We start from the raw sequence: 19,758 nt of genomic DNA on the forward strand, positions 1-19,758 counted from the left end.
CCGAATAATGGGTAACACAAAAACCGATATGTCTGATGTTGATGTATCTTCATCTATGTTGATGCCCTCTTATGGCGGGCGCGTGATGCGGGAACCTATCCCTAAGTTCAGTCTGCCTGATGGCCAGATGGAAGCTGAGACTGCGTACCGGATCATCCATGACGAGCTTATGCTTGATGGCAATGCCCGACTTAATATGGCAACTTTTGTAACAACCTGGATGGAGCCTCAGGCAGAGCGCCTGATGGCTGAAACCTTTGATAAGAACTTAATTGACAAAGATGAATATCCAAACACAGCAATGATAGAGGAGCGCTGCATCAAGATTGTAGCGAACCTCTTTAATGCTCCAGATGGGTTTACTGGTTCGTCAGCGATCGGTTCGAGTGAAGCTGTCATGTTGGCGGGCATAGCATTGAAGTGGAAGTGGAGAGATCGACAGAAAGCTAAAGGCAAGCCCACTGACAAACCGAATTTGATCCTTGGAACCAATGTGCAAGTTGTCTGGGAAAAGTTCTGCCGTTATTGGGATGTTGAACCACGGTTTGTTTCAATGTCAGCAGATCGATATGTTATCGATCCTGACGAAACTGTTGCGAAAATTGATGAGAACACCATTGGTATTGTTACAATTTTGGGAACGACTTATACCGGCGAATATGAACCAATCAAAGAAGTTCATGATGCGCTGGTGATATCCAACGAACAGACTGGTTTCGAAGTTCCTCTTCATATTGATGCTGCAAGTGGTGGGTTTGTTGCACCGTTCTTGCAGTCTGAGTTGGAATGGGACTTCCGCTTGCCACTGGTTAAGTCGATCAATGTCTCAGGCCATAAATATGGCTTGGTTTATCCTGGTGTTGGTTGGGTCGTGTGGCGGGACAAAAGTGATCTGCCTGAAGATCTTGTTTTTCATGTAGATTACCTGGGCGGTAATATGCCCACCTTCACCTTAAACTTCTCCAGACCGGGCAATCAGATCGTAGGCCAATACTACAACTTCCTCAGATTAGGACGGGATGGTTACACACGGATAATGGAGAACTTACGTTCAATTGCCAGCTATCTGTCCCAGAACATCGCGCAAATGGATCAGTTTGAATTGCTCAGTGATGGAAGTACCATCCCGGTCTTTGCATTCAAAATGAAAGATCCGAACAAATACACTGTGTATGCTGTTTCCGAGCACCTGAGAGTTCATGGATGGCAAGTTCCTGCGTATGCAATGCCCGAGGGAGCTGAAGATATACACGTGCTCAGGATCGTTCTTAGGGAAGGATTTAGTCGCGATATGGCAGAGCTGCTTCTCAAAGATCTAGCGACCATTATTGAAAAATTAGAACGAGAGTCAAAGAATGGACATGAGACACCATCAAAACACTTTGCTCACGTGTAACCGCCTTACCAAAAAATTATTAACATGCTAAGCGTATCAAACCAGTATTTCTGAGTGCGAATGGACTAGCCTGAGAACTGCAAGGCTAAACCTATCGGCTTTCAGGTAGGTTTGATATGCTCCTGCATCCAGTTCATTACTGACGGATAATTATTGACATGTCAGTGAGCCCTCAATTTGATGCTGCCCACTATACTCACTCACTCTTTTAGGTTTGTTTGGAGGCATTATCAAAACTAGTTATGGCTCAATAAGTTTACTTGATTTTCTCAGCTCTGAAATCTTTCATCAATGAATGTCCTCACTCGAATGATCCAGATTGAAAGCTATTGCATCGTTGGTCTTTGGCACCATCGATACTATGACCTTTGGCGCAGATGGGTGTTAGCTCAGAGCACTATTGAGTTGTGCAGTGTTGTAGTGGCTCCGCCATATTTCGATGATTATTTGGGCTTCGCTCAGTGAGTGGAAGATTTCACCGCTCAGCATTTCTTCCAGCATTCTCCCGCTGAAGTTTTCACAGTACTCATTTTCTCAGAATGGTTCAGGCTCAATAGCCTTGAACAGCTCCTGACGATCTTTGCTATGAACTTGGGCACAGACTACCCTGATATAGGCTGGCACAACTAGCAAGATGAACACGTCTGACGAAGCATTAATGATCTCGGTCGAGTTCGACTTTTACTTCCTCCAGTTAGCTAAACATTCCCAGCTACGTCCATCCAAGATGTTGAACGTTCTGAGGGGTCAGCCGTCGACAGTTCAATGATGTGCGAAGTCATACAACCAGATATTTTTGCAATATTCCGGCCGTAGGCGGAAACACGATCCATCGTTGAGCCAGAGCCGTTCTTTCTTTGGCAGTTTCATGGGCACTTTAAGCTTCTTATATCGCCATAAACGCTCAACCCGCCGGCGTCTCTTAACAAGGCAGTAATTCGGTTCAATCATATCCGCAATCAGGCGTTCTTTGTCAGCACGCCTACGTGGCAATTACCGCAGCGTTGATCGATGTTGCGCCAGAAAACGGCAAACCCGAACCTTGTATTGACTACGCACATGGTCGGTGCAGTCCAACGTACATCAAGGATTCCGAAGTTTCTCAGTACTGCTTCCTTCAAAATCAGAGTATCCCGTGCAATATCCCAAACCAAACGCCGCGGGTGCTTATTCTCTTTCTATAACCGTTTCAATTACTTGAGCTGGTCCAGGCTCATTCTGCTGTACTCCTTACAGCGATAAAGGCTTGTTCTGTCACACTGATCTGTTTGATCGCATAGATCTGAACCATGCGTTGCCCATTAGAACATCAAAGACCATATGAAGTTAGTAAATCAGTAGTATTTTACTTCTAACTCATACAGCGACAGTGTCAACCGCCTGGTGCTGGTCATTAATCCAAACCACAAGCAACTTCATTTAAAGCTCGGATTAGTCACTAAGCATTTTCAATTACATTAATGAGGATGGAAGGTTGGAACCGCAATTTCCCTAGTTCTAAGTGAACTAGCAGCACCTTTGCTTAATTCCGAACCTCTTTCATCACTCAACAAATCATTTAAGTGAATTAGTTTCACTTCGGCCCTTCAAACCCGAGAAAAGTGCATTAAGTTCGGTATGCACAATTCAATTGTCCGGGCAATCAAATGAAATTCAATTATCAAAACCCAACTAAACTTTTGTTTGGTCAAGGGAAAATATCGGAAATTAGGGATCAGATCCCGACTGGAAGTCGCATTTTGTTGGCCTATGGTGGTGGATCGATCAAAGCGAACGGTGTTTACGAGCAAGCGTTAAGCGCGCTTGAAGGTTTCACCGTGGTTGAATTTTCTGGCATCGAAGCCAACCCACACTTCGAAACCCTAGAAAAAGCCGTAGAGCTGGTGAAAGAACAAGATCTGGACTTCATCCTCGCAGTTGGGGGCGGATCTGTTGTCGACGGCTGTAAGTTTGTAGCAGCAGCTGCACACTATGACGGAGATCACTGGGACATTCCAAGCGGTAAACATCGCATTCAAAAGGCAACACCACTCGCGTCTGTATTGACCCTTCCTGCAACAGGCTCTGAATCCAACGGCAACTCAGTCATCACCCGCAAGTCGACAGGTGAAAAACTCGCTTTCGGCTCTCCTCTTGTTTTCCCTGTGTTCTCGGTTCTCGATCCTGACACCATGAAAACACTGCCAGAACGCCAACTCAGGAACGGGCTGATCGATGCCTTCGTGCATGTCTGCGAGCAATATTTGACCTTCCCGACCGGCGCATTGGTACAGGATGGATATGCGGAAGCATTGCTACGAACGCTCGTTCAACTGGGCAAGAGCTATCCCGAGCGCGATACTGATGAATGGCGCGCAAATCTGATGTACGCAGCAAACCAGGGCTTAAATGGCCTCATCTCATCTGGTGTGCCGCAAGATTGGGCAACACACCAGATTGGACATGAACTGACAGCGTGTTTCGGCATTGACCACGCCCAAACACTGTCCATCATTCAACCAAGCTTCTTGCGCAGTCAGATTGAACTGAAGCGCGCAAAACTGGAGCAAATGGGAACAGCTGTGTTCTCACTGCCTCCATCTGAAGATCTGGCTGAGAAGACGATTGATGCGATCGAAGAGTTTTACCAACAACTGGCCATGCCAATACGTCTGTCAGATGCCAACATCACAGATCAAAACGACATCGACACGCTCATGCACATCATCGAAAGCCGCGACTTTTTAAAAGCCATCGGTGAGCATGGAAAGATCACGCCGAATGTCATCAAAGACATCGTGTACTCAGCACGCTGAGCCAAAAGACAGCCCGCCGTTTGTACGGCGGGCTTTTTTGTGCATACAACCCGTTTCTCGCGAAAACTCAAGTGACAAACACATCCGTCGCCCGCTAGTCCTGTGAGATATCAGCGCATCCTTTCGCAAATTATAAGGGAGAAACGGGTATGTTACAGTTATCCGATACCCAAACTAAAAACGCCCTGCCCTTCCGACCACTGGTCGAGGCTTTGAGATCAATGTTCAAAGAAGGCTGCGAAATGCCGGTTCGGCACCATCACACCATGGGCGTGCCGGATAAAGCAGATGCCACCTTGCTGCTCATGCCTGCCTGGCAATCAGGTGCCTATTTCGGCGTAAAACTCGCAAGCGTTTTTCCAAGTAATGCAGATGCCGGTCTTCCTGCAGTCTCCGCCACTTATCTGCTCTCCGACGGCAAGACTGGTGCACCGTTAGCGTTGGTTGATGGCGGCGAGCTTACAGCGCGTCGCACAGCGGCAGCCTCCGCCCTTGCTGCTGATTACCTTGCTCGCAAAAACGCAACATCCCTGACAATGGTCGGCACGGGCCGTCTCTCCGCAAACCTCATTGAGGCGCATTGCACAACAAGACAGATTGAAACTGTAACCCTCTGGGGCCGGAACTTCGATAAAGCCAAGGACAATGCGCAAGAACTAAGCGCAAAACTTGGCGTCAAGGTTGTAGCAGAGCAATCCCTTCCCAAAGCTGTTGAGCAGGCTGATATCGTTTCCGTTGCAACACTGTCTAATGATCCCCTCATACAAGGTGAATGGTTGTCCGATGGCTGTCATCTTGACCTTGTGGGCGGGTTCACTCCAAATATGCGCGAAGCTGATGACACGACTATCTCCCGCTCACGAATTTTCGTCGATACGCGCGCAGGTGCTATGAAAGAAGCCGGGGACCTGACCATCCCGCTTGCGAATGGCACGTTGAAGCCTGAGGATGTTCAAGCTGATCTTTATGATCTCACCAGAGGCAGCAACAATGGCAGAACAAGTGAAAACGAGATTACGTTCTTCAAATCAGTTGGAGCTGCATTAGAGGATTTGGCAGGAGCAATCCTTGCCTATGAGAACTCAAAAAAGTTGCTAAACGCATAGACAAATCCTCGCTCAGCACGGTTATCCATTCCTGTACTGAGCCCAAAACCGTTGCCGCATCTCTGCTGTCCTGAAGTGTGTAAAGTGCAGATCCCGTTGCATCGACACCAATGGTTGGTAATGAAGCAGGTCGATCTCCTTGGTCGCAACTGGCCTTAAACTATCCAGCACATAACACGCGCCTTGAAACTGAACCGTGGTCACTGCATGTATGACTTGTCTTCTGCTATCCTTCAACACAACAACTCGCAGATCCGTTTCTTCATAGCCCAGCGCTAACAAACTGAAATACTTGGCAATCGCGTAGTCCTCACAATCACCTCGCAAGCCCAGAAACTGCAAAGGCGCGCGCCAGACGTCCGCCTGCCCAGCGGCAACCGCCTGAGGATCGTATCCGGCACTTTCATTGATGTAAGAGTTGAGCAGCGAAAGCTGCCGCAGTGATTTATTGATCCCGACACCCCGGACAATGCGTGACCAATAATCAACGGAGCCTGCACACCGCAGATTTCCGGCAAAGCACTCTTTCAAGGAGGCCAGTTGTTGGTCACATTCAGGCAGTACGGCCTGCCATTTCCTGAAAGCCTGGCTGTTGCCACCACTAATTTCAACCGAACCAAACAACCCAAAGCTTTCCCTCTTTTTTGTAGCGTTTGGCCCCGTAAACCTCATTAGGGAAAACAGACGGCGGCGGCGCACTTTGCTTTGATAGCTGAACCGCAGATTATGAGCTTGCGCAGTGGACATGCTAGCCACAATACCAGTCAGAAAAGCGGCTTTGACCACCATCCCTACAAAGCTTCGTCGCAACAAACCACGTTTTCTACGGTGCTTGCCCCGGTATTCCGGAAGAGCCATAACGCATTACCGTTCTCTTAGCGCCTCCTCACGTGCACGATTAACTGGCTTAAGAATGTAAGAAAGCACACTCTTTTCTCCAGTGAGTATATCGACGGAGGCGACCATCCCCGGAAGGATGGGAAGACTCTTGTTGCGACTTTCTAACTCCGTTTGTTTCGTTTTGATAATTACGGAGTAAAACTGCTCACGAGTATTTTCGTCGTAAACAGTGTCTGCAGAAATTCCCTCAACTTGCCCATCCAGTCCGCCATAAATGGAAAAATCATAAGCACTGAGCTTAACAAGCGCCTGCTGTCCTTGGTGAATAAAGGCGATATCCTGAGGTTTCACCTTTGCCTCAACAAGCAAAACATCTTCAACGGGCACGATGGTCATAAGCTGCTGAGAAGGTGAAGCCACGCCGCCAATTGTGCTCACATCAATCGTGTTGACGATGCCATCCATGGGGGCGCGAATATCTGCGCGATCGACTTTATCACCAGCCCCTTTGGAAGCTTCTGCAATAATATCCAACTGAGCCTGCACCTCGCTCAGCTCTGCGCGGGCTGCCTGCCGGAACTTGGTGTAAACACCTTCAATTTCCTGTTCAGCCTCCTCAACAGCTGCCTGCAAACGCCCTGCTGTAACCTGAAGCGTGTTGACCTGCCCCTCCAGATCACCAATCTCACGCTGAAGTTTGAGCATATCTGTACGCGGAATGATCTGCTTTTCAGCAAGCGGCGCTTTCAACTCTTTTTCTTCATTTGCAAGACGCAATAAATCAAGAACCTTCCGTCGCTGGTTCTCAGAGGCTTCAAGTTCCGCCATACGCTGTGCAACGCGCGAACGATTGATTGCAACTTGGCCCTTCAATCCTTCCAGATTGGCCTGAAAAAGAGACAGCTCCGAAGCAACAATCTGCTGAGCATTCTCGTGATAGTGGTCGCTATAAGCTAGCTCCTCTCCACGCTCCGGCCAGACGGACTGAAAGTCCAACCGTTCACGAGCGATCTCCAGTGCCAGTTGTTTTGCCACCAGTTCACCCAGGTTGGAAGAAAAACCCGTATCATCCAAGCGGATCAGGACATCTCCCCTACTGACGAGGTCACCCGTTTTCACAAGCACTTCTTTAACAATCCCACCTTCAAGGCTTTGAATAACCTGTATCTTCGCAGATGGAATGATACGTCCATCTCCACGGGTAACTTCTTCCAGCTGCGCCCAACCGGCCCAAAGGACAAACGAAATCAAAAGCAATCCGATCATCAGGACTAATAAGCGTGTGCGTGCAAAAACGGCATTTTCCAAACCAATTGACACCTGCGCAGCACCACGCGGAAGCCGTGTGGTTTCAGATCCAAGCCTCATCCAATTTGTGACCCGTTCCATCAGATGCAATAGGCGCAAAGATAATCCCCCAAGAAACTCCCCAACAAGTTCCAGAGGCACGCGACCAGCCGGAATCAAGTTATCCTTACCAAAGGTAACTCTCCTTGGTTTTTCTGAATACTACGGGGATCTATTGCGGAGAATTGCAGGTTGGAACTGACAAAAACGGCCAAGCCGAAAACAAGAAAAGAAAAGACGCCACCTTCCGTAAACGAAGAAGACACAACGACGACTAAAATATCTTCCACGCATGAAGAGAGTGACCCAGTCATCGAAGCCTCAGTTTCGACTGTTACGCCAGATGAAAATCAAGAAGCAAAACGGGAACCTGAAAGCACAAAACCTGCAGAGGACACTACATCAAACGCTCAACTGTCAGATTTAATCGAGATTGATCCACTGCGGGGATGTCTCGAAATTCTGCTGGTTCAACACAACATGCCAGCAAATTCAGAAAACCTCATCGCAGGTCTTCCCCTGGAGAAGGGCAAACTCACTGCTGACTTGCTACAAAAAGCTCTCAAACGCGCTGGCTTTTCGACCAAGGCTTTCCATCAGAAAGTCACAGATCTCTCCTCACTTTTGTTTCCTGCAGTTTTACTCCTCAAGTCCGGTGGTGCATTGGTCATTCTGGAAAAGTACGATGAAAAATCCTATGCAGTCGCCCTCCCGCATGCAGATGGCGGCGCCGTTCTGGCTAAGGTGGATGAGCTTCAGGCACTCTGCAGCGGAGAAATCATTGTTGCAAAGCCCTTCTACAAACCAGAAGGTTCACAGGAGCAAACAGCTAAGGAAGGCAATTCCCATTGGTTTTTCAGTGGCATTAGAGCCGTTGCACGAGACTACGCTTTCGTTGCGCTTGCTGCAGCCTTCATCAACTTGCTAGCGCTGGCCTCACCGCTCTTCACCATGAACGTATATGACCGTGTCTTACCCAACTCGGCCTTCCCTACACTCTGGGTTCTCACTCTTGGCGTAGCGGGCGCGTTACTATTTGACCTGCTGTTGAAGTCACTGCGTGCTTCCCTAATCTATTTTGCAGGCAAACGAGCTGATCTGATAATTTCCTCCAGACTGTTTGATCAGGCCATGCACTTGAAAATGGCGCATCGCCCTGCAAGCACTGCAGGCTTCCTCAACGAAATGCGTGAGTTCGAAACCATTCGCGAGTTCATGACGTCAGCAACAATCGCTGCCATCGCAGACCTTGCCTTCCTCGGTATGTTCCTAGGCCTGATCTGGTATATCGGTGGCCCCATGGTTTATCCGCTTCTTGCAGCAATCATGAGCGTGGTCACAATTGGACTGCTAATGCAGTTCCCTCTCAAAAAAGCAGTAGAGGCAACAGTTGCTGATGCTACTCTGCGCAATGCACTGCTGGTAGAAAGCCTCTACGGCTTGGAGACAATCAAGCTCCAACGCGCAGAAGGACAGCTTCTTGGCAAATGGGAGAGTGCCACAGCCGCAGCAGCCTCAGCACAAAACAAAGTCAGATCGCTTTCTACATGGGCTTTAAACCTAACGGGCTTTTTGCAGCAACTCACCACAGTCGCACTTCTGGTCACAGGCGCATATCTGTTCTCAGAAAAGCTTATCTCCATGGGCGGCATTGTCGCCTGTGTGATCCTTGGGGGACGAGCTGTTGCCCCACTAGCAACACTTTCCAGCTTTCTCGCACGGTTCCAACAGGTCAAAACCGCTTACAAAAGACTGGATGCCATCAATCAATTGCCGCGAGAAACACCATGGGCCTCCAGACATCTAAGCAAAACCATTGATCACGCTCAGGTTTCTCTAAAGAACATGAGTTTCACCTATCCGCAGGCTGCAGAGCCAACATTGAAAAACCTGAACCTATCCATTTCCGCAGGAGAGCGCATCGCCATACTCGGTCCTGTCGGCTCTGGCAAATCCACTCTGGGCCGAATATTGAGCGGTCTTTATTCTCCAGAGTCAGGAAGTTATGCCATCGACAATTTGGATCATCAGCAATTTGCACCCACGGAACTGCGAAGATCCATATGTTACATCGGGCAGGATGCTAGCCTTTTCTCTGGATCCATCAGAGACAACATCAAATTAGGTCGCCCTGAAGCCTCAGATGCAGAGCTGGTCAAAGCAAGTGAGCTTTCCGGAGCATTGGAGTTTATCGATGCTCATCCGCACGGATTTGCCAGATTGATTGAGGAAGGTGGCCGTGATCTATCATCCGGGCAAAGACAAAAGCTCATCCTGGCCAGAGCATTCATGGGCTCCCCAAAGCTACTGTATCTGGATGAACCAACAGGTATGATGGACGGCCAGACCGAACAGCAGTTCATCAATGCCCTCTCATCCTCGGTCACCCCGCAGCAAACTTTAGTCATTGCCACACACCGCACCGCGCCACTTTCTCTGGTTGATAGGCTGATCATTCTGGATAAGGGCCGTATTCTCGCTGATGGCCCAAAGGAAAAAGTCATCCATATCCTTTCAAAAGGAACTGGATGACCTGAAGACTTAGTACTCTCTCATGTATTCGCGAAAACAAAGACAGCGATTGACGGCTTCATCATCCCAAACCGCATCTTTCATGTAGCCAATGGCAACTCCACACCAGTCTCTTGTTTCCAGCGCCCAATCAAATCGCAACTGCACGATTGAGCTGTGCTGCGCGGAAACAACAACGGTATTTGCCTCCTCAAAATAATCACGCACCCGAACAGAAACCTCGCTGTGCAGCTCCTCGGGGTGTCGCAGATTGAAATTATAGCATACACCACCGCGATAATAATCGGAGGTGGCAACGGCAAGGTCCGCGCTGACAGCATCTCCTGCCCATACCGAAAGAGACATGGCAGCCCCCCAGATGAGGAGTGCAGGACCGCTCATGCCCGTTGCAAATTTAAGTCTGCCCAAAATCCCCTCCCTCATTGTTTCGGTTTAGGCATGGCAACAGGTGTCCCACGCGCCCACTGAGCTGAAACGCCTGGCAACACTTTCCCCGGCAGCCAGCCCTCTGTTTCCTCATCGTCTCGTACTTTACGATAGCCCGCTTCGGCTTGGGCAGGAGGTTGAACATCAAACGTTTCCAGCAAACCGCCCATTGCCGCCAGCAATCGGTAGTTGGCAAAGGTTTGCGCATAGCGGGCAGATATCTCGGAGACTTCAGTAAAAAAGACTGTGTTTTGTGTATCCAAAACATCCAGCAGAGTTCGTTGTCCAACGGTGAACTGGCCTTCATATGAAATGAGAAGCTGTTGTGATGCTGAAAGCTGTTTTTTGATGATTGCAAGCTGCTTGGAAAGCTCAACACGCCGGATCCAGGAAGCACGCGTTTCCCGCTCAACTTCACGGAAAGCACGCGCCGTTCTCATCCGTGCCTCACCTGCCCGCTCAACCTGCTCAGCACGCCTGTTCTTCGTGATATTACCATTAAAGAGGTTCCAACGCATAACAACCAGCGCTGTTGCTTGATTATTGACGCCGGGAAATCCGTTCAGGTTTTCACCAACACGCGAGGAAAGCTCCAGATCCAATCTTGGATAATAGTCTGCCTCTGCAATCTTAATCTGCGCATTCGCAGCATCTACATCGGCTTTGCGCAACGCGATCAGTGGATTGTTCCGCCGTGCTACATTCAAAACATCAGGAAGCGTGCCAGGAATGCGTCGTGAAACACTGGGGACGCCCCCCAAGCGTCCTACTGGCTTGCCCACAACCTCAATAAACGTGGCTTCAGCAAGTTCAAGTTCTTCAACAACCTCCTGTAATGCAAGCCGTGCAGCAAACACCCGTTCACTTGCCTGTTGAACGTCTGCAACGGAGACAACCCCGCGAGACAAACCTGCTCGCATATCCGAGGCCACTTTGGAGTGATAAGCAATATTGCGTTGAGCAGACTGTTTCACTTCAAAAAGACGGGAAACTTCCACATAGGCACGCACCGCACTCAGACCGATGAACTCAGACCGCTCCCAAACTCTGAAAGACGTGGCATCCAGACGAGCTCTCTGACGCTCAATCTCATAGGTCGTCGCAAATCCATCAAAAAGCTTTTGCCGACCTGTCGCTCTCACTTCATAAGGGCCATAGAAGAACTGATCCCGCTGACGGGTAAAACTACGATCAGCCCATTCGGCACCCCCGCGAAACTCAAGATCAAGACGCGGCAACCATTCGCCTTTAGCTTGTTTCAGCTCAAAGCCAATCGCATTGCGGTCAAAAACCGCTTCTCCAATTTCAGGATTGCTATAGACAGTAAGGTTAACTGCATCTCTGAGAGACATCGCGTGGCCTGCTCCGCTCAACAAGCCAACGGCAGCAACGCCAAGAATAAGTGGCGCAAACAACTTCATACACACGCCCTCTACGCAATACTTGAGACAACCGGGCAACTGAAGCTTTAATTTACTTTATTTTAATATAATGTCATTCCTCACGCAATTAAGTGTAATAAATATCAATAACTCAAAAAGTAATATCAACATCAACTCAACAGACGCGGCCTCTAATATTGTCAGTTATGCGTATTGTATAATGTATATATAAATTTGAACTCCATTTGATTTAGAATTCGTCAGCACAATTTCAGCGAGACGTTGTCTTCTCACTCAGAAAAGGCGCGCTAACGTCCTGTTCCAGTTTGCAAAGGGAGCCTTGCATGCCGAATACCAGAACCGGTGAACCTCAAGCGCTTCCAACCAATCAACCAACACCTGAACAGGCCCCTGAGCCGGAGAGTAGGCCTCAACAAGAAGCCAGCTCAGCAGCGCCAAACATCAGCCAGCTTATCATCGAACTTCCTGATAACATTGAAACAACGTCAGAAACGCCGTTAGATGGCCAACCACGTGGCATGAACCTGCTTCTGAATGAGGTGGAATGGGATCCTGTCAGAGAAATTCTGCTGCTGCCATCAGGCCTGGAGCTTGCAAACATCCAGACCGCTAGTGGCACCACCGAAATCACCCTGGCAGATGGCACACGTCTGATCATTGAAGGTCACAGCAACAATCCACCTTCTATTGAGATTGAAAATCAACTCCTCACCGCTCAGGAAATTCAAACAGCATTTGCAGCTGCGCGAAACGCAGAACCAAGTGCAGGTCCAGAGACCTCATCAGGTACATCAAGCGCCTCTGAGCCCTCAAGCGGCAACAATGAGCCTCAGTCTCCATTACCTGCCAACGATGAGCTCATTGGCAGCGGAAATGATTTCGAACCAATCTCAATCGTCGTCCAGCCGGCTTTCCCAATCACACCACTCCTGTTGCCCTCAGAGCGCGATAAAGAGGTTTTAGAACGTGATTTAGGAGACGGCGCCTTCGAACCTGACCAACAAACCACATCCACGCCAGACCTATCCGATCCGCAAGTGACACCTGCTTTTTTCGCAGGCAACACTGATGATGTATACGAATCCGGCCTCGCGTCTGGCACCGAAGCTGGACAGACCATCACTCAAACTGCCGGACCGATGAATATCCAGAGTGGCTCTTCCCCGCTCCAGACACTCGAGGTTTGCGATCCCTCACAAAATATCTGGATAGATGTCACCAGCGGCGGTCAGATCACCACGCCCCACGGCACCTACACAATCACAATTAATCCAGACGGAACCTACAACTGGGCCTACACGCTCAACGCATCAGGTGATCACAGCAACAGCACACCGCAGGATCTGCTGAAAGTCCGCGTGACCAATGAAGAAGGCAATCAGGCAACTGGTGACATCACCATTAACATCATCGATGACGCACCTTTGATCGACATCACAGACACACCAGCCTCAGTCGCAGAGGGCAACACTTTAAACGGCACGTGGTCACTCAACCCGGGCGCTGATGGCGTCACACAGATCACTATCTCAGTGCCGGGAGAAGCCAACCAAACTATTTCTCTTTCCGGCAACACATCTGCCATATTCACGCTGCCTAAAGGTACGCTCACCGTCAATCCGGATGGTACTTACTCCTTTGAAGCTGCGACCAATCTGGATAACGATGATCCGCAGAAGCAAGCCTTCACCATCACCGCAACAGATAGCGATGGAGATACAACAACTGACACCCAGACCATCACCATCACCGACGGAGCCTCACCGACACCACCAGACAACCTACCCGGTGAGACGATGGATCTGATCCTCACGGTCAACGAAGCAGCTCTTGATACAACGCAGGATCAAAATGATCTGGCTGTTGGCAGCACCACAGGCTCTGATCCAACCAGCACAACTGAGACAGACATCTCCAGTACCCTCACCTTCACGGCAGGATCAGACGACCTCACCACATTCGCATTTGGTGATCCCTCAGGCATTATAATCACCAATGGAGATGTTGCTCTTAACCTCAGCTGGGCAGTCTCAAATGGCCAACTTATCGGTTCAATCAACGGCACGCCTGCAATCATTCTGGCACTGGATGCTTCAGCCATCCCAGCAGGTCAGCAAGGCTCCGTACAGATCACAGCCACACTGACGGATGCCTTTCCCCATGATGCAAGCGGAAATCCCATCAAGATCAACGGCATCACCATAAACGCCTCAGATCATGACGGAGACACAGTCACTGCCGACATTCAGGTCAACATCATTGACGACTCGCCACAGCTGGACATAGCAGACACGCCAGCCTCAGTAGCAGAGGGCAACACTTTAAACGGCACGTGGTCGCTCAATCCAGGCGCCGATGGCGTCACACGCATCACTGTCTCAGTCCCTGGAGAAGTCGACCAGACTATTTCTCTTTCCGGCAACACATCTGCCACCTTCACGCTGCCCGAAGGTACGCTCACCGTCAATCCGGATGGTACTTACTCCTTTGAAGCTGCGACCAATCTGGATAACGATGATCCGCAGGAGCAAGCCTTCACCATCACCGCAATGGATACTGATGGAGATACAACAACTGACACACAGATCATCACAATCACCGATGGCGCCTCACCGACACCGCCAGACAACTTGCCCGGTGAAGCGGTGGACCTGATCCTCACGGTCAATGAAGCAGCCCTTGATACAACACAGGATCAAAATGATCTGGCTGTTGGCAGCACCACAGGCTCTGATCCAACCAGCACAGCCGAGACAGACATCTCCAGTACCCTCACCTTCACAGCAGGCTCTGATGACCTCACCACATTCGCTTTTGGTGATCCTTCAGGCATTACAATCACCAATGGAGATGCGGCTCTCAATATCAGTTGGGCAGTCTCGAATGGCCAGCTTATTGGCTCGATCAACGGCACGCCTGCAATCATTCTGGCACTGGATGCTTCAGCCATCCCAGCAGGTCAACAAGGCTCAGTACAGGTCACAGCCACACTGACAGATGCCTTTCCCCATGATGCAAGCGGAAATCCCATCAAGATCAACGGCATCACCATAAACGCCTCAGATCATGACGGAGACACAGTCACTGCCGACATTCATGTCAACATCATTGACGACACGCCACAACTGGACATCGCAGACACGCCAGCCTCAGTCGCAGAAGGCAACACACTCAACGGCACGTGGTCGCTTAGCCCTGGTGCCGATGGCGTCACACACATCACTGTCTCAGTACCCGGAGAAGCCAACCAGACCATCTCCCTTTCCGGCAACACCCCTGCCACGTTCACGCTGTCCAAAGGTACACTCACCGTCAATCCGGATGGCACCTACTCCTTTGAAGCTACGACCAATCTGGACAACGATGATCCACAAGAGCAAGCCTTCACCATCACCGCAACGGATACTGACGGCGATACAACAGCTGACACACAGACCATCACGATCACCGACGGCACAAATCCCTTCGGTGGCGACATTATCGCTTTAAGTCTTGATGAGAGCGCTTTGGGAGATCAGATCGGCAACAATGAGCCGACGGGCGATATGATTGGCTCAAACCCAGCAAGCACGGCAGAAACACAAAGCGATACCCTGAGTTTCACAGCTGGCTCTGACAATATTGTCAGCTTCACGATTGGAGACACATCCAATATTGAGGTCCGTGATGACAGTGGCGTAGTCGTCAATTCCATCAACTGGGCTCTTTCAGCTGATAAACAAACACTCACAGGCTCAATCAATGGTCAAAACGTTATTCAGCTTGCCCTGACAGGCTCATCCATTGCAGCTGGATCCACGGGTTCAGTTCAAGTAACTGCCACACTGCTTGCAGATTTTCCGCATGTGACCAACGGAACCAGCGATTTCACAATATTGGGTGTTCCCATTGTCGCAACGGATACAGATGGCAGCACGGCTCTAGGCATCACCAACATCTCAATCAAAGATGACAATCCAGACATCGACATCTCAGACACACAGAACGTCGTAACTGAGGGAGAGACAATCAGCGATACATTCTCCCTCAGCTCTGGCACTGATGGATACGCTCAAGTGACCGTCTACACAGACGTAAACGATCAACACATCGTCAATTTGGCTCCTAACACACAAACCACGCTGTACACGCAGCAAGGTGAACTTACCATCCATTCAGATGGCACATGGGAGTTTACAGCCGACACGGGGCTGGACTTTCCCCAAAACCAAACATTGCAGTTTTTCATTTCAGTTGAAGATGGGGATGGCGATACAGATACGGATAGCCATCTCATTTCCATCAAGCAGGCAGCACCGCCCATACTCGGCACATCCGGGAATGATGTGCTAACGGGAACTCAAACCAGCGAGCTCATCAAAGGGCTCGACGGTGACGATCATATCTCCGGCATGGAAGGCCGAGATAAGATTGCAGGAATGGGTGGCAGGGACACACTTGAAGGTGGAGCAGACAGCGATACATTCGTGCTGGATCTCTCCAATCTCACAATTGCAGATCTCATCACTGACTATGATTCATCTGGTGATGATGCTGATCGGCTGGATGTGACAGAATTGATTGGATCAGAACAAGTCACGCAGCAAAATGCGGGAGACTACTTCCAGCTATCAGGAGGCGTTCTAAGTTTTGATCAGGATGGAGCTGGAACAAACCACAACATGGTGCAGGTCATGGAGTTTTCATCTCCACCAGCTCAACTGGAGCTGATCGTGGATGAAAATCAGGCACCACTCGTTGTCACTGCATAACTCATCAGGCTCAACGCAAAGAAAAACCCCGAAAGCGATAGCCCCGGGGTTTAAATAGGTTCAGCTGCAGATCACGGTAACACCGGCCATTCGTTCTGGCTCAATCACCCAGAAATCACCGGATTTGCGTCCACCAAGCGCTTCAGCATATTCCCCAAAGCTCTCAAGATTTGCAGCAGAAAAGCCAAGGGCAGCCAGTTTAAGGCCTGCCCTGTTAGCTGGAGCTTTAACCCCATAAAGGCTCTCATAGGCGCTTGGGGAAAGAACCCTGACCACCCCGCGAGACGTTTCAATCTCAACACCAAGACTGGAAAGCCGTGCAGTACGCTCACCAATAAACGCCTTTAGGAATTCATGATGGTCAGCAGGGTCATCTGCAACAAAAATAACTTCACTCAGATCGCGCACAGTGTTTGGATGGGACTGATACTCTGCCTTCCAGAAGTTTTCCGGAAATTTGTTATGGCAGGTAAAAAAGCCAAGTTCCGCACTGAGTGGATCTGTCGTGAACGTCAGATCAAAGGCAACCTGACGCTCTTCACCTTCTGGAGAAACAGCAATCCGCTCAAAGGAAAATGGCGCGTACTCAGGAAGACCGGCAGCAGCGTATGCTTTATGATCGTCCACCGCACTCGTGCTGTCCATGACGAACATGGAAGCACCTTCTCCCTTGAGCAGGAAGTCACGATTGAACGCGCCAAAGGAGAAAACACCTTCACTTAGTTCTGTTAGCTTAGCACCTTCGCCAATCGCCAAAACCTCAAGAAAACTGCCGTTCAGCTGAACGAGGCGATTTTCCGTGCCCCAAGGATGATGCGCAATTGGCGTCACCTTAAATCCGAGCTGTTCCCAAAGCCCTGCTGCATCCTGCAAAGAGTTTACAGCAAGTACAATGTGGTCGATTCCCTTGGTCAAAGTGTTTCCCCCAAAACAGCAGATTAAACCAGACGGCTATTATCGCGCGCAGCACCTACAAAGGAGGAGAACAGCGGATGCGGTTCAAACGGGCGTGATTTAAGTTCTGGATGGTACTGAACACCGATGAACCAAGGATGGTTATCAATTTCTACCGTTTCAGGCAGAACACCATCAGGAGAGGTGCCAGCAAAGATCAGACCAGCTTCTTCAAGCTTATCACGGTACCCGATGTTCACTTCATAACGGTGACGGTGACGCTCGGAGATCTCAGTGGAATCGTAGATCGCAGCAATCTTACTGTCAGCTTTCAGAACAGCATCATACGCACCAAGACGCATGGTACCGCCCAGATCACCTTCTGCCTGACGCTGTTCTTTCTCGTTACCGCGTGTCCACTCAGTCATCAGGCCAACAACTGGCTCTTTGGCTGGGCCAAACTCGGTGGAGCTCGCATCAGCGATACCCGCAAGGTTACGCGCAGCTTCAACAACAGCCATCTGCATACCAAAACAGATACCGAAGTAAGGGATGTTGTTCACACGTGCATAGTGTGCAGCAGCAATCTTGCCTTCAGAGCCGCGCTCACCAAAACCACCAGGAACGAGAATACCATTCACATTAGCAAGGAACTCGCTTGGGTCTTCTTTTTCAAATGTTTCAGATTCAATCCACTCAAGATTGACCTTCACACCATTCGAAATTCCGCCATGCACAAGCGCTTCAATCAAGGACTTATATGCGTCTTTGAGAACGGTGTACTTGCCAACAATCGCAATAGTGACTTCACCCTCTGGATTGAACAGAGAGTTTACGATGCTCTCCCAGCGGGAAAGATCTGGAGCCGGAGCACCGGTGATGCCAAATGCATCCAGAACCTGCTCATCAAGACCTTCCTTGTGGTAGGCCAGCGGCACTTCATAAATGCTCTTCGCATCATATGCCGGAATAACAGCTTCTTCGCGTACGTTACAGAACTGAGAAAGCTTACGGCGCTCATTCTCAGGGATCTGACGATCACAGCGCACCATAAGAATGTCTGGCTGAATACCGATAGAACGCAGCTCTTTAACAGAGTGCTGTGTCGGCTTGGTCTTCATTTCACCAGCACTTGCGATGTAAGGCAGCAGTGTCAGGTGGATGTAAACAGCTTGTCCGCGTGGCAAATCATTGCCCAGCTGGCGAATAGCTTCAAAGAACGGCAGACCTTCGATGTCACCAACGGTGCCACCGATCTCACAAAGCACGAAGTCGTAGCCTTCGTTGCCATCGAGAACGAAGTTCTTGATCGCATCAGTCACGTGAGGAATCACTTGTACGGTACCGCCGAGGTAATCACCGCGGCGTTCCTTCGCAATAATATCCTGATAAATGCGACCAGTGGTAATGTTGTCCTGCTTATTTGCCGGACGCCCCGTGAAACGCTCGTAGTGGCCAAGATCCAGATCGGTCTCTGCGCCATCATCGGTCACATAACACTCACCATGCTGGTAAGGGCTCATGGTACCCGGATCAACGTTCAAATAAGGATCGAGTTTACGGAGCCGAACCTTATATCCGCGCGCCTGTAAAGCCGCACCAAGAGCTGCGGAGGCAAGTCCCTTCCCAAGAGAAGAAACAACACCACCGGTGATGAATATGTACCGTGCCATGGATCGCTACCACGTTTGAAAGGGTGGAATTTATCAAATAGGGAAGCACGCCGTGGTGGGTGCCTGATAATCCAATACCCTGGATAATTGAGTTATGTCTGAACGCACGAATGACGGACACTGCACAAGTGTGCGGTGCCGTCAGACGTATATTTCAACTGTTTCTGCTTTACAGCAGATTACTGAGCAGGTGGAACCTGCGGGCCAGTTGGCTGACTTTGCTGCTGAAGCTGGTCAAGAAGACCATTGCCAGCGCCCCCTTCTGTACCCTGCGTTGCTGAACCGGCAGGAACCTGATCAAGCAGAGAGCCTGGACGCTCATCATAACGAGCCAACAGAGAAAGAGCGAGTGAAGTAGCAAAGAAGCAGACAGCAAGAATCGCAGTACCGCGAGTCAACACATTAGCTGTGCCGCGGCTGCTCATCACACCACCGCCGCCACCGCCGCCAATACCCAATGCGCCGCCTTCAGAGCGCTGTAGTAGAACCAGTGCTACCAGCGCCACGACGACCATCAGGTGGATAACAATCAGAACGGTTTCCATAGGTATCCGTAGGTTTAATGAATTCGTTAGTCGGCCTTCTAACCGAATTT

The 19,758-nt window shown here is 49.8% G+C and carries 12 protein-coding genes; 5 read left to right on the forward strand and 7 right to left on the reverse strand.

Features of this window, described 5'->3' with window-relative positions; translation table 11 throughout:
- Positions 1-7: 7 nt before the first annotated feature.
- The 3 genes from PsAD13_RS17365 to PsAD13_RS17380 all read left to right on the forward strand — a co-directional run bounded on the left by PsAD13_RS17365 (position 8) and on the right by PsAD13_RS17380 (position 5,297).
- Positions 8-1,396, forward strand: coding sequence for a glutamate decarboxylase (locus PsAD13_RS17365; protein ID WP_063318989.1), 1,389 nt, complete (start codon positions 8-10; stop codon positions 1,394-1,396).
- A gap of 1,646 nt (positions 1,397-3,042) precedes the next feature.
- Positions 3,043-4,191, forward strand: a complete 1,149-nt coding sequence (locus tag PsAD13_RS17375; RefSeq protein ID WP_063318990.1) for an iron-containing alcohol dehydrogenase — start codon at positions 3,043-3,045, stop codon at positions 4,189-4,191.
- 149 nt (positions 4,192-4,340) lie between these two features.
- On the forward strand, positions 4,341-5,297 hold the full coding sequence (locus PsAD13_RS17380; RefSeq protein WP_063318991.1) for an ornithine cyclodeaminase family protein: 957 nt from the start codon (positions 4,341-4,343) through the stop codon (positions 5,295-5,297).
- Between the two features lie 21 nt (positions 5,298-5,318).
- On the opposite strand, the gene PsAD13_RS17385 is transcribed toward PsAD13_RS17380, so the two are convergent.
- Together PsAD13_RS17385 and PsAD13_RS17390 are read right to left on the reverse strand one after the other, a co-directional pair.
- Positions 5,319-6,155, reverse strand: coding sequence for a transglutaminase-like cysteine peptidase (locus PsAD13_RS17385; protein ID WP_208986735.1), 837 nt, complete (start codon positions 6,153-6,155; stop codon positions 5,319-5,321).
- Positions 6,156-6,161: 6 nt separating this feature from the next.
- The gene (locus PsAD13_RS17390; protein WP_208986737.1) at positions 6,162-7,505 is read right to left on the reverse strand and encodes an HlyD family type I secretion periplasmic adaptor subunit; all 1,344 of its coding nucleotides are present in this window, start codon (positions 7,503-7,505) and stop codon (positions 6,162-6,164) included.
- A gap of 171 nt (positions 7,506-7,676) precedes the next feature.
- On the opposite strand from PsAD13_RS17390, the gene PsAD13_RS17395 reads away from it, so the two are divergent.
- Positions 7,677-10,016 (forward strand): type I secretion system permease/ATPase, encoded by a 2,340-nt coding sequence (locus tag PsAD13_RS17395; RefSeq protein WP_063318993.1) that lies wholly within the window; start codon positions 7,677-7,679, stop codon positions 10,014-10,016.
- Positions 10,017-10,025: 9 nt separating this feature from the next.
- Here the strand turns inward: PsAD13_RS17395 and PsAD13_RS17400 are convergent, their stop codons facing one another.
- Positions 10,026-10,424: a hypothetical protein gene (locus tag PsAD13_RS17400; RefSeq protein WP_208986739.1), complete on the reverse strand. Its 399-nt coding sequence runs from the start codon at positions 10,422-10,424 to the stop codon at positions 10,026-10,028.
- Positions 10,425-10,435: 11 nt separating this feature from the next.
- Positions 10,436-11,863: a TolC family outer membrane protein gene (locus PsAD13_RS17405; protein ID WP_063318994.1), complete on the reverse strand. Its 1,428-nt coding sequence runs from the start codon at positions 11,861-11,863 to the stop codon at positions 10,436-10,438.
- Between the two features lie 305 nt (positions 11,864-12,168).
- Between PsAD13_RS17405 and PsAD13_RS17410 the strand changes: the two genes are divergently transcribed.
- Positions 12,169-16,596, forward strand: a complete 4,428-nt coding sequence (locus PsAD13_RS17410; RefSeq protein ID WP_193777066.1) for a type I secretion protein — start codon at positions 12,169-12,171, stop codon at positions 16,594-16,596.
- A 60-nt stretch (positions 16,597-16,656) separates the two neighbouring features.
- Here PsAD13_RS17410 and PsAD13_RS17415 read toward each other — a convergent pair whose 3' ends face one another.
- From PsAD13_RS17415 to secG, 3 genes are all read right to left on the reverse strand, one after another.
- Complete coding sequence (locus tag PsAD13_RS17415) at positions 16,657-17,511, reverse strand: VOC family protein (RefSeq protein ID WP_208986741.1); 855 nt, start codon at positions 17,509-17,511, stop codon at positions 16,657-16,659.
- A gap of 23 nt (positions 17,512-17,534) precedes the next feature.
- On the reverse strand, positions 17,535-19,163 hold the full coding sequence (locus PsAD13_RS17420; protein ID WP_057465503.1) for a CTP synthase: 1,629 nt from the start codon (positions 19,161-19,163) through the stop codon (positions 17,535-17,537).
- A gap of 179 nt (positions 19,164-19,342) precedes the next feature.
- Positions 19,343-19,708: a preprotein translocase subunit SecG gene (gene secG / locus PsAD13_RS17425; RefSeq protein WP_063288990.1), complete on the reverse strand. Its 366-nt coding sequence runs from the start codon at positions 19,706-19,708 to the stop codon at positions 19,343-19,345.
- Between the last annotated feature and the right edge of the window lie 50 nt (positions 19,709-19,758).

This window comes from Pseudovibrio sp. Ad13 (assembly GCF_001623225.1).
Lineage (GTDB): Bacteria > Pseudomonadota > Alphaproteobacteria > Rhizobiales > Stappiaceae > Pseudovibrio.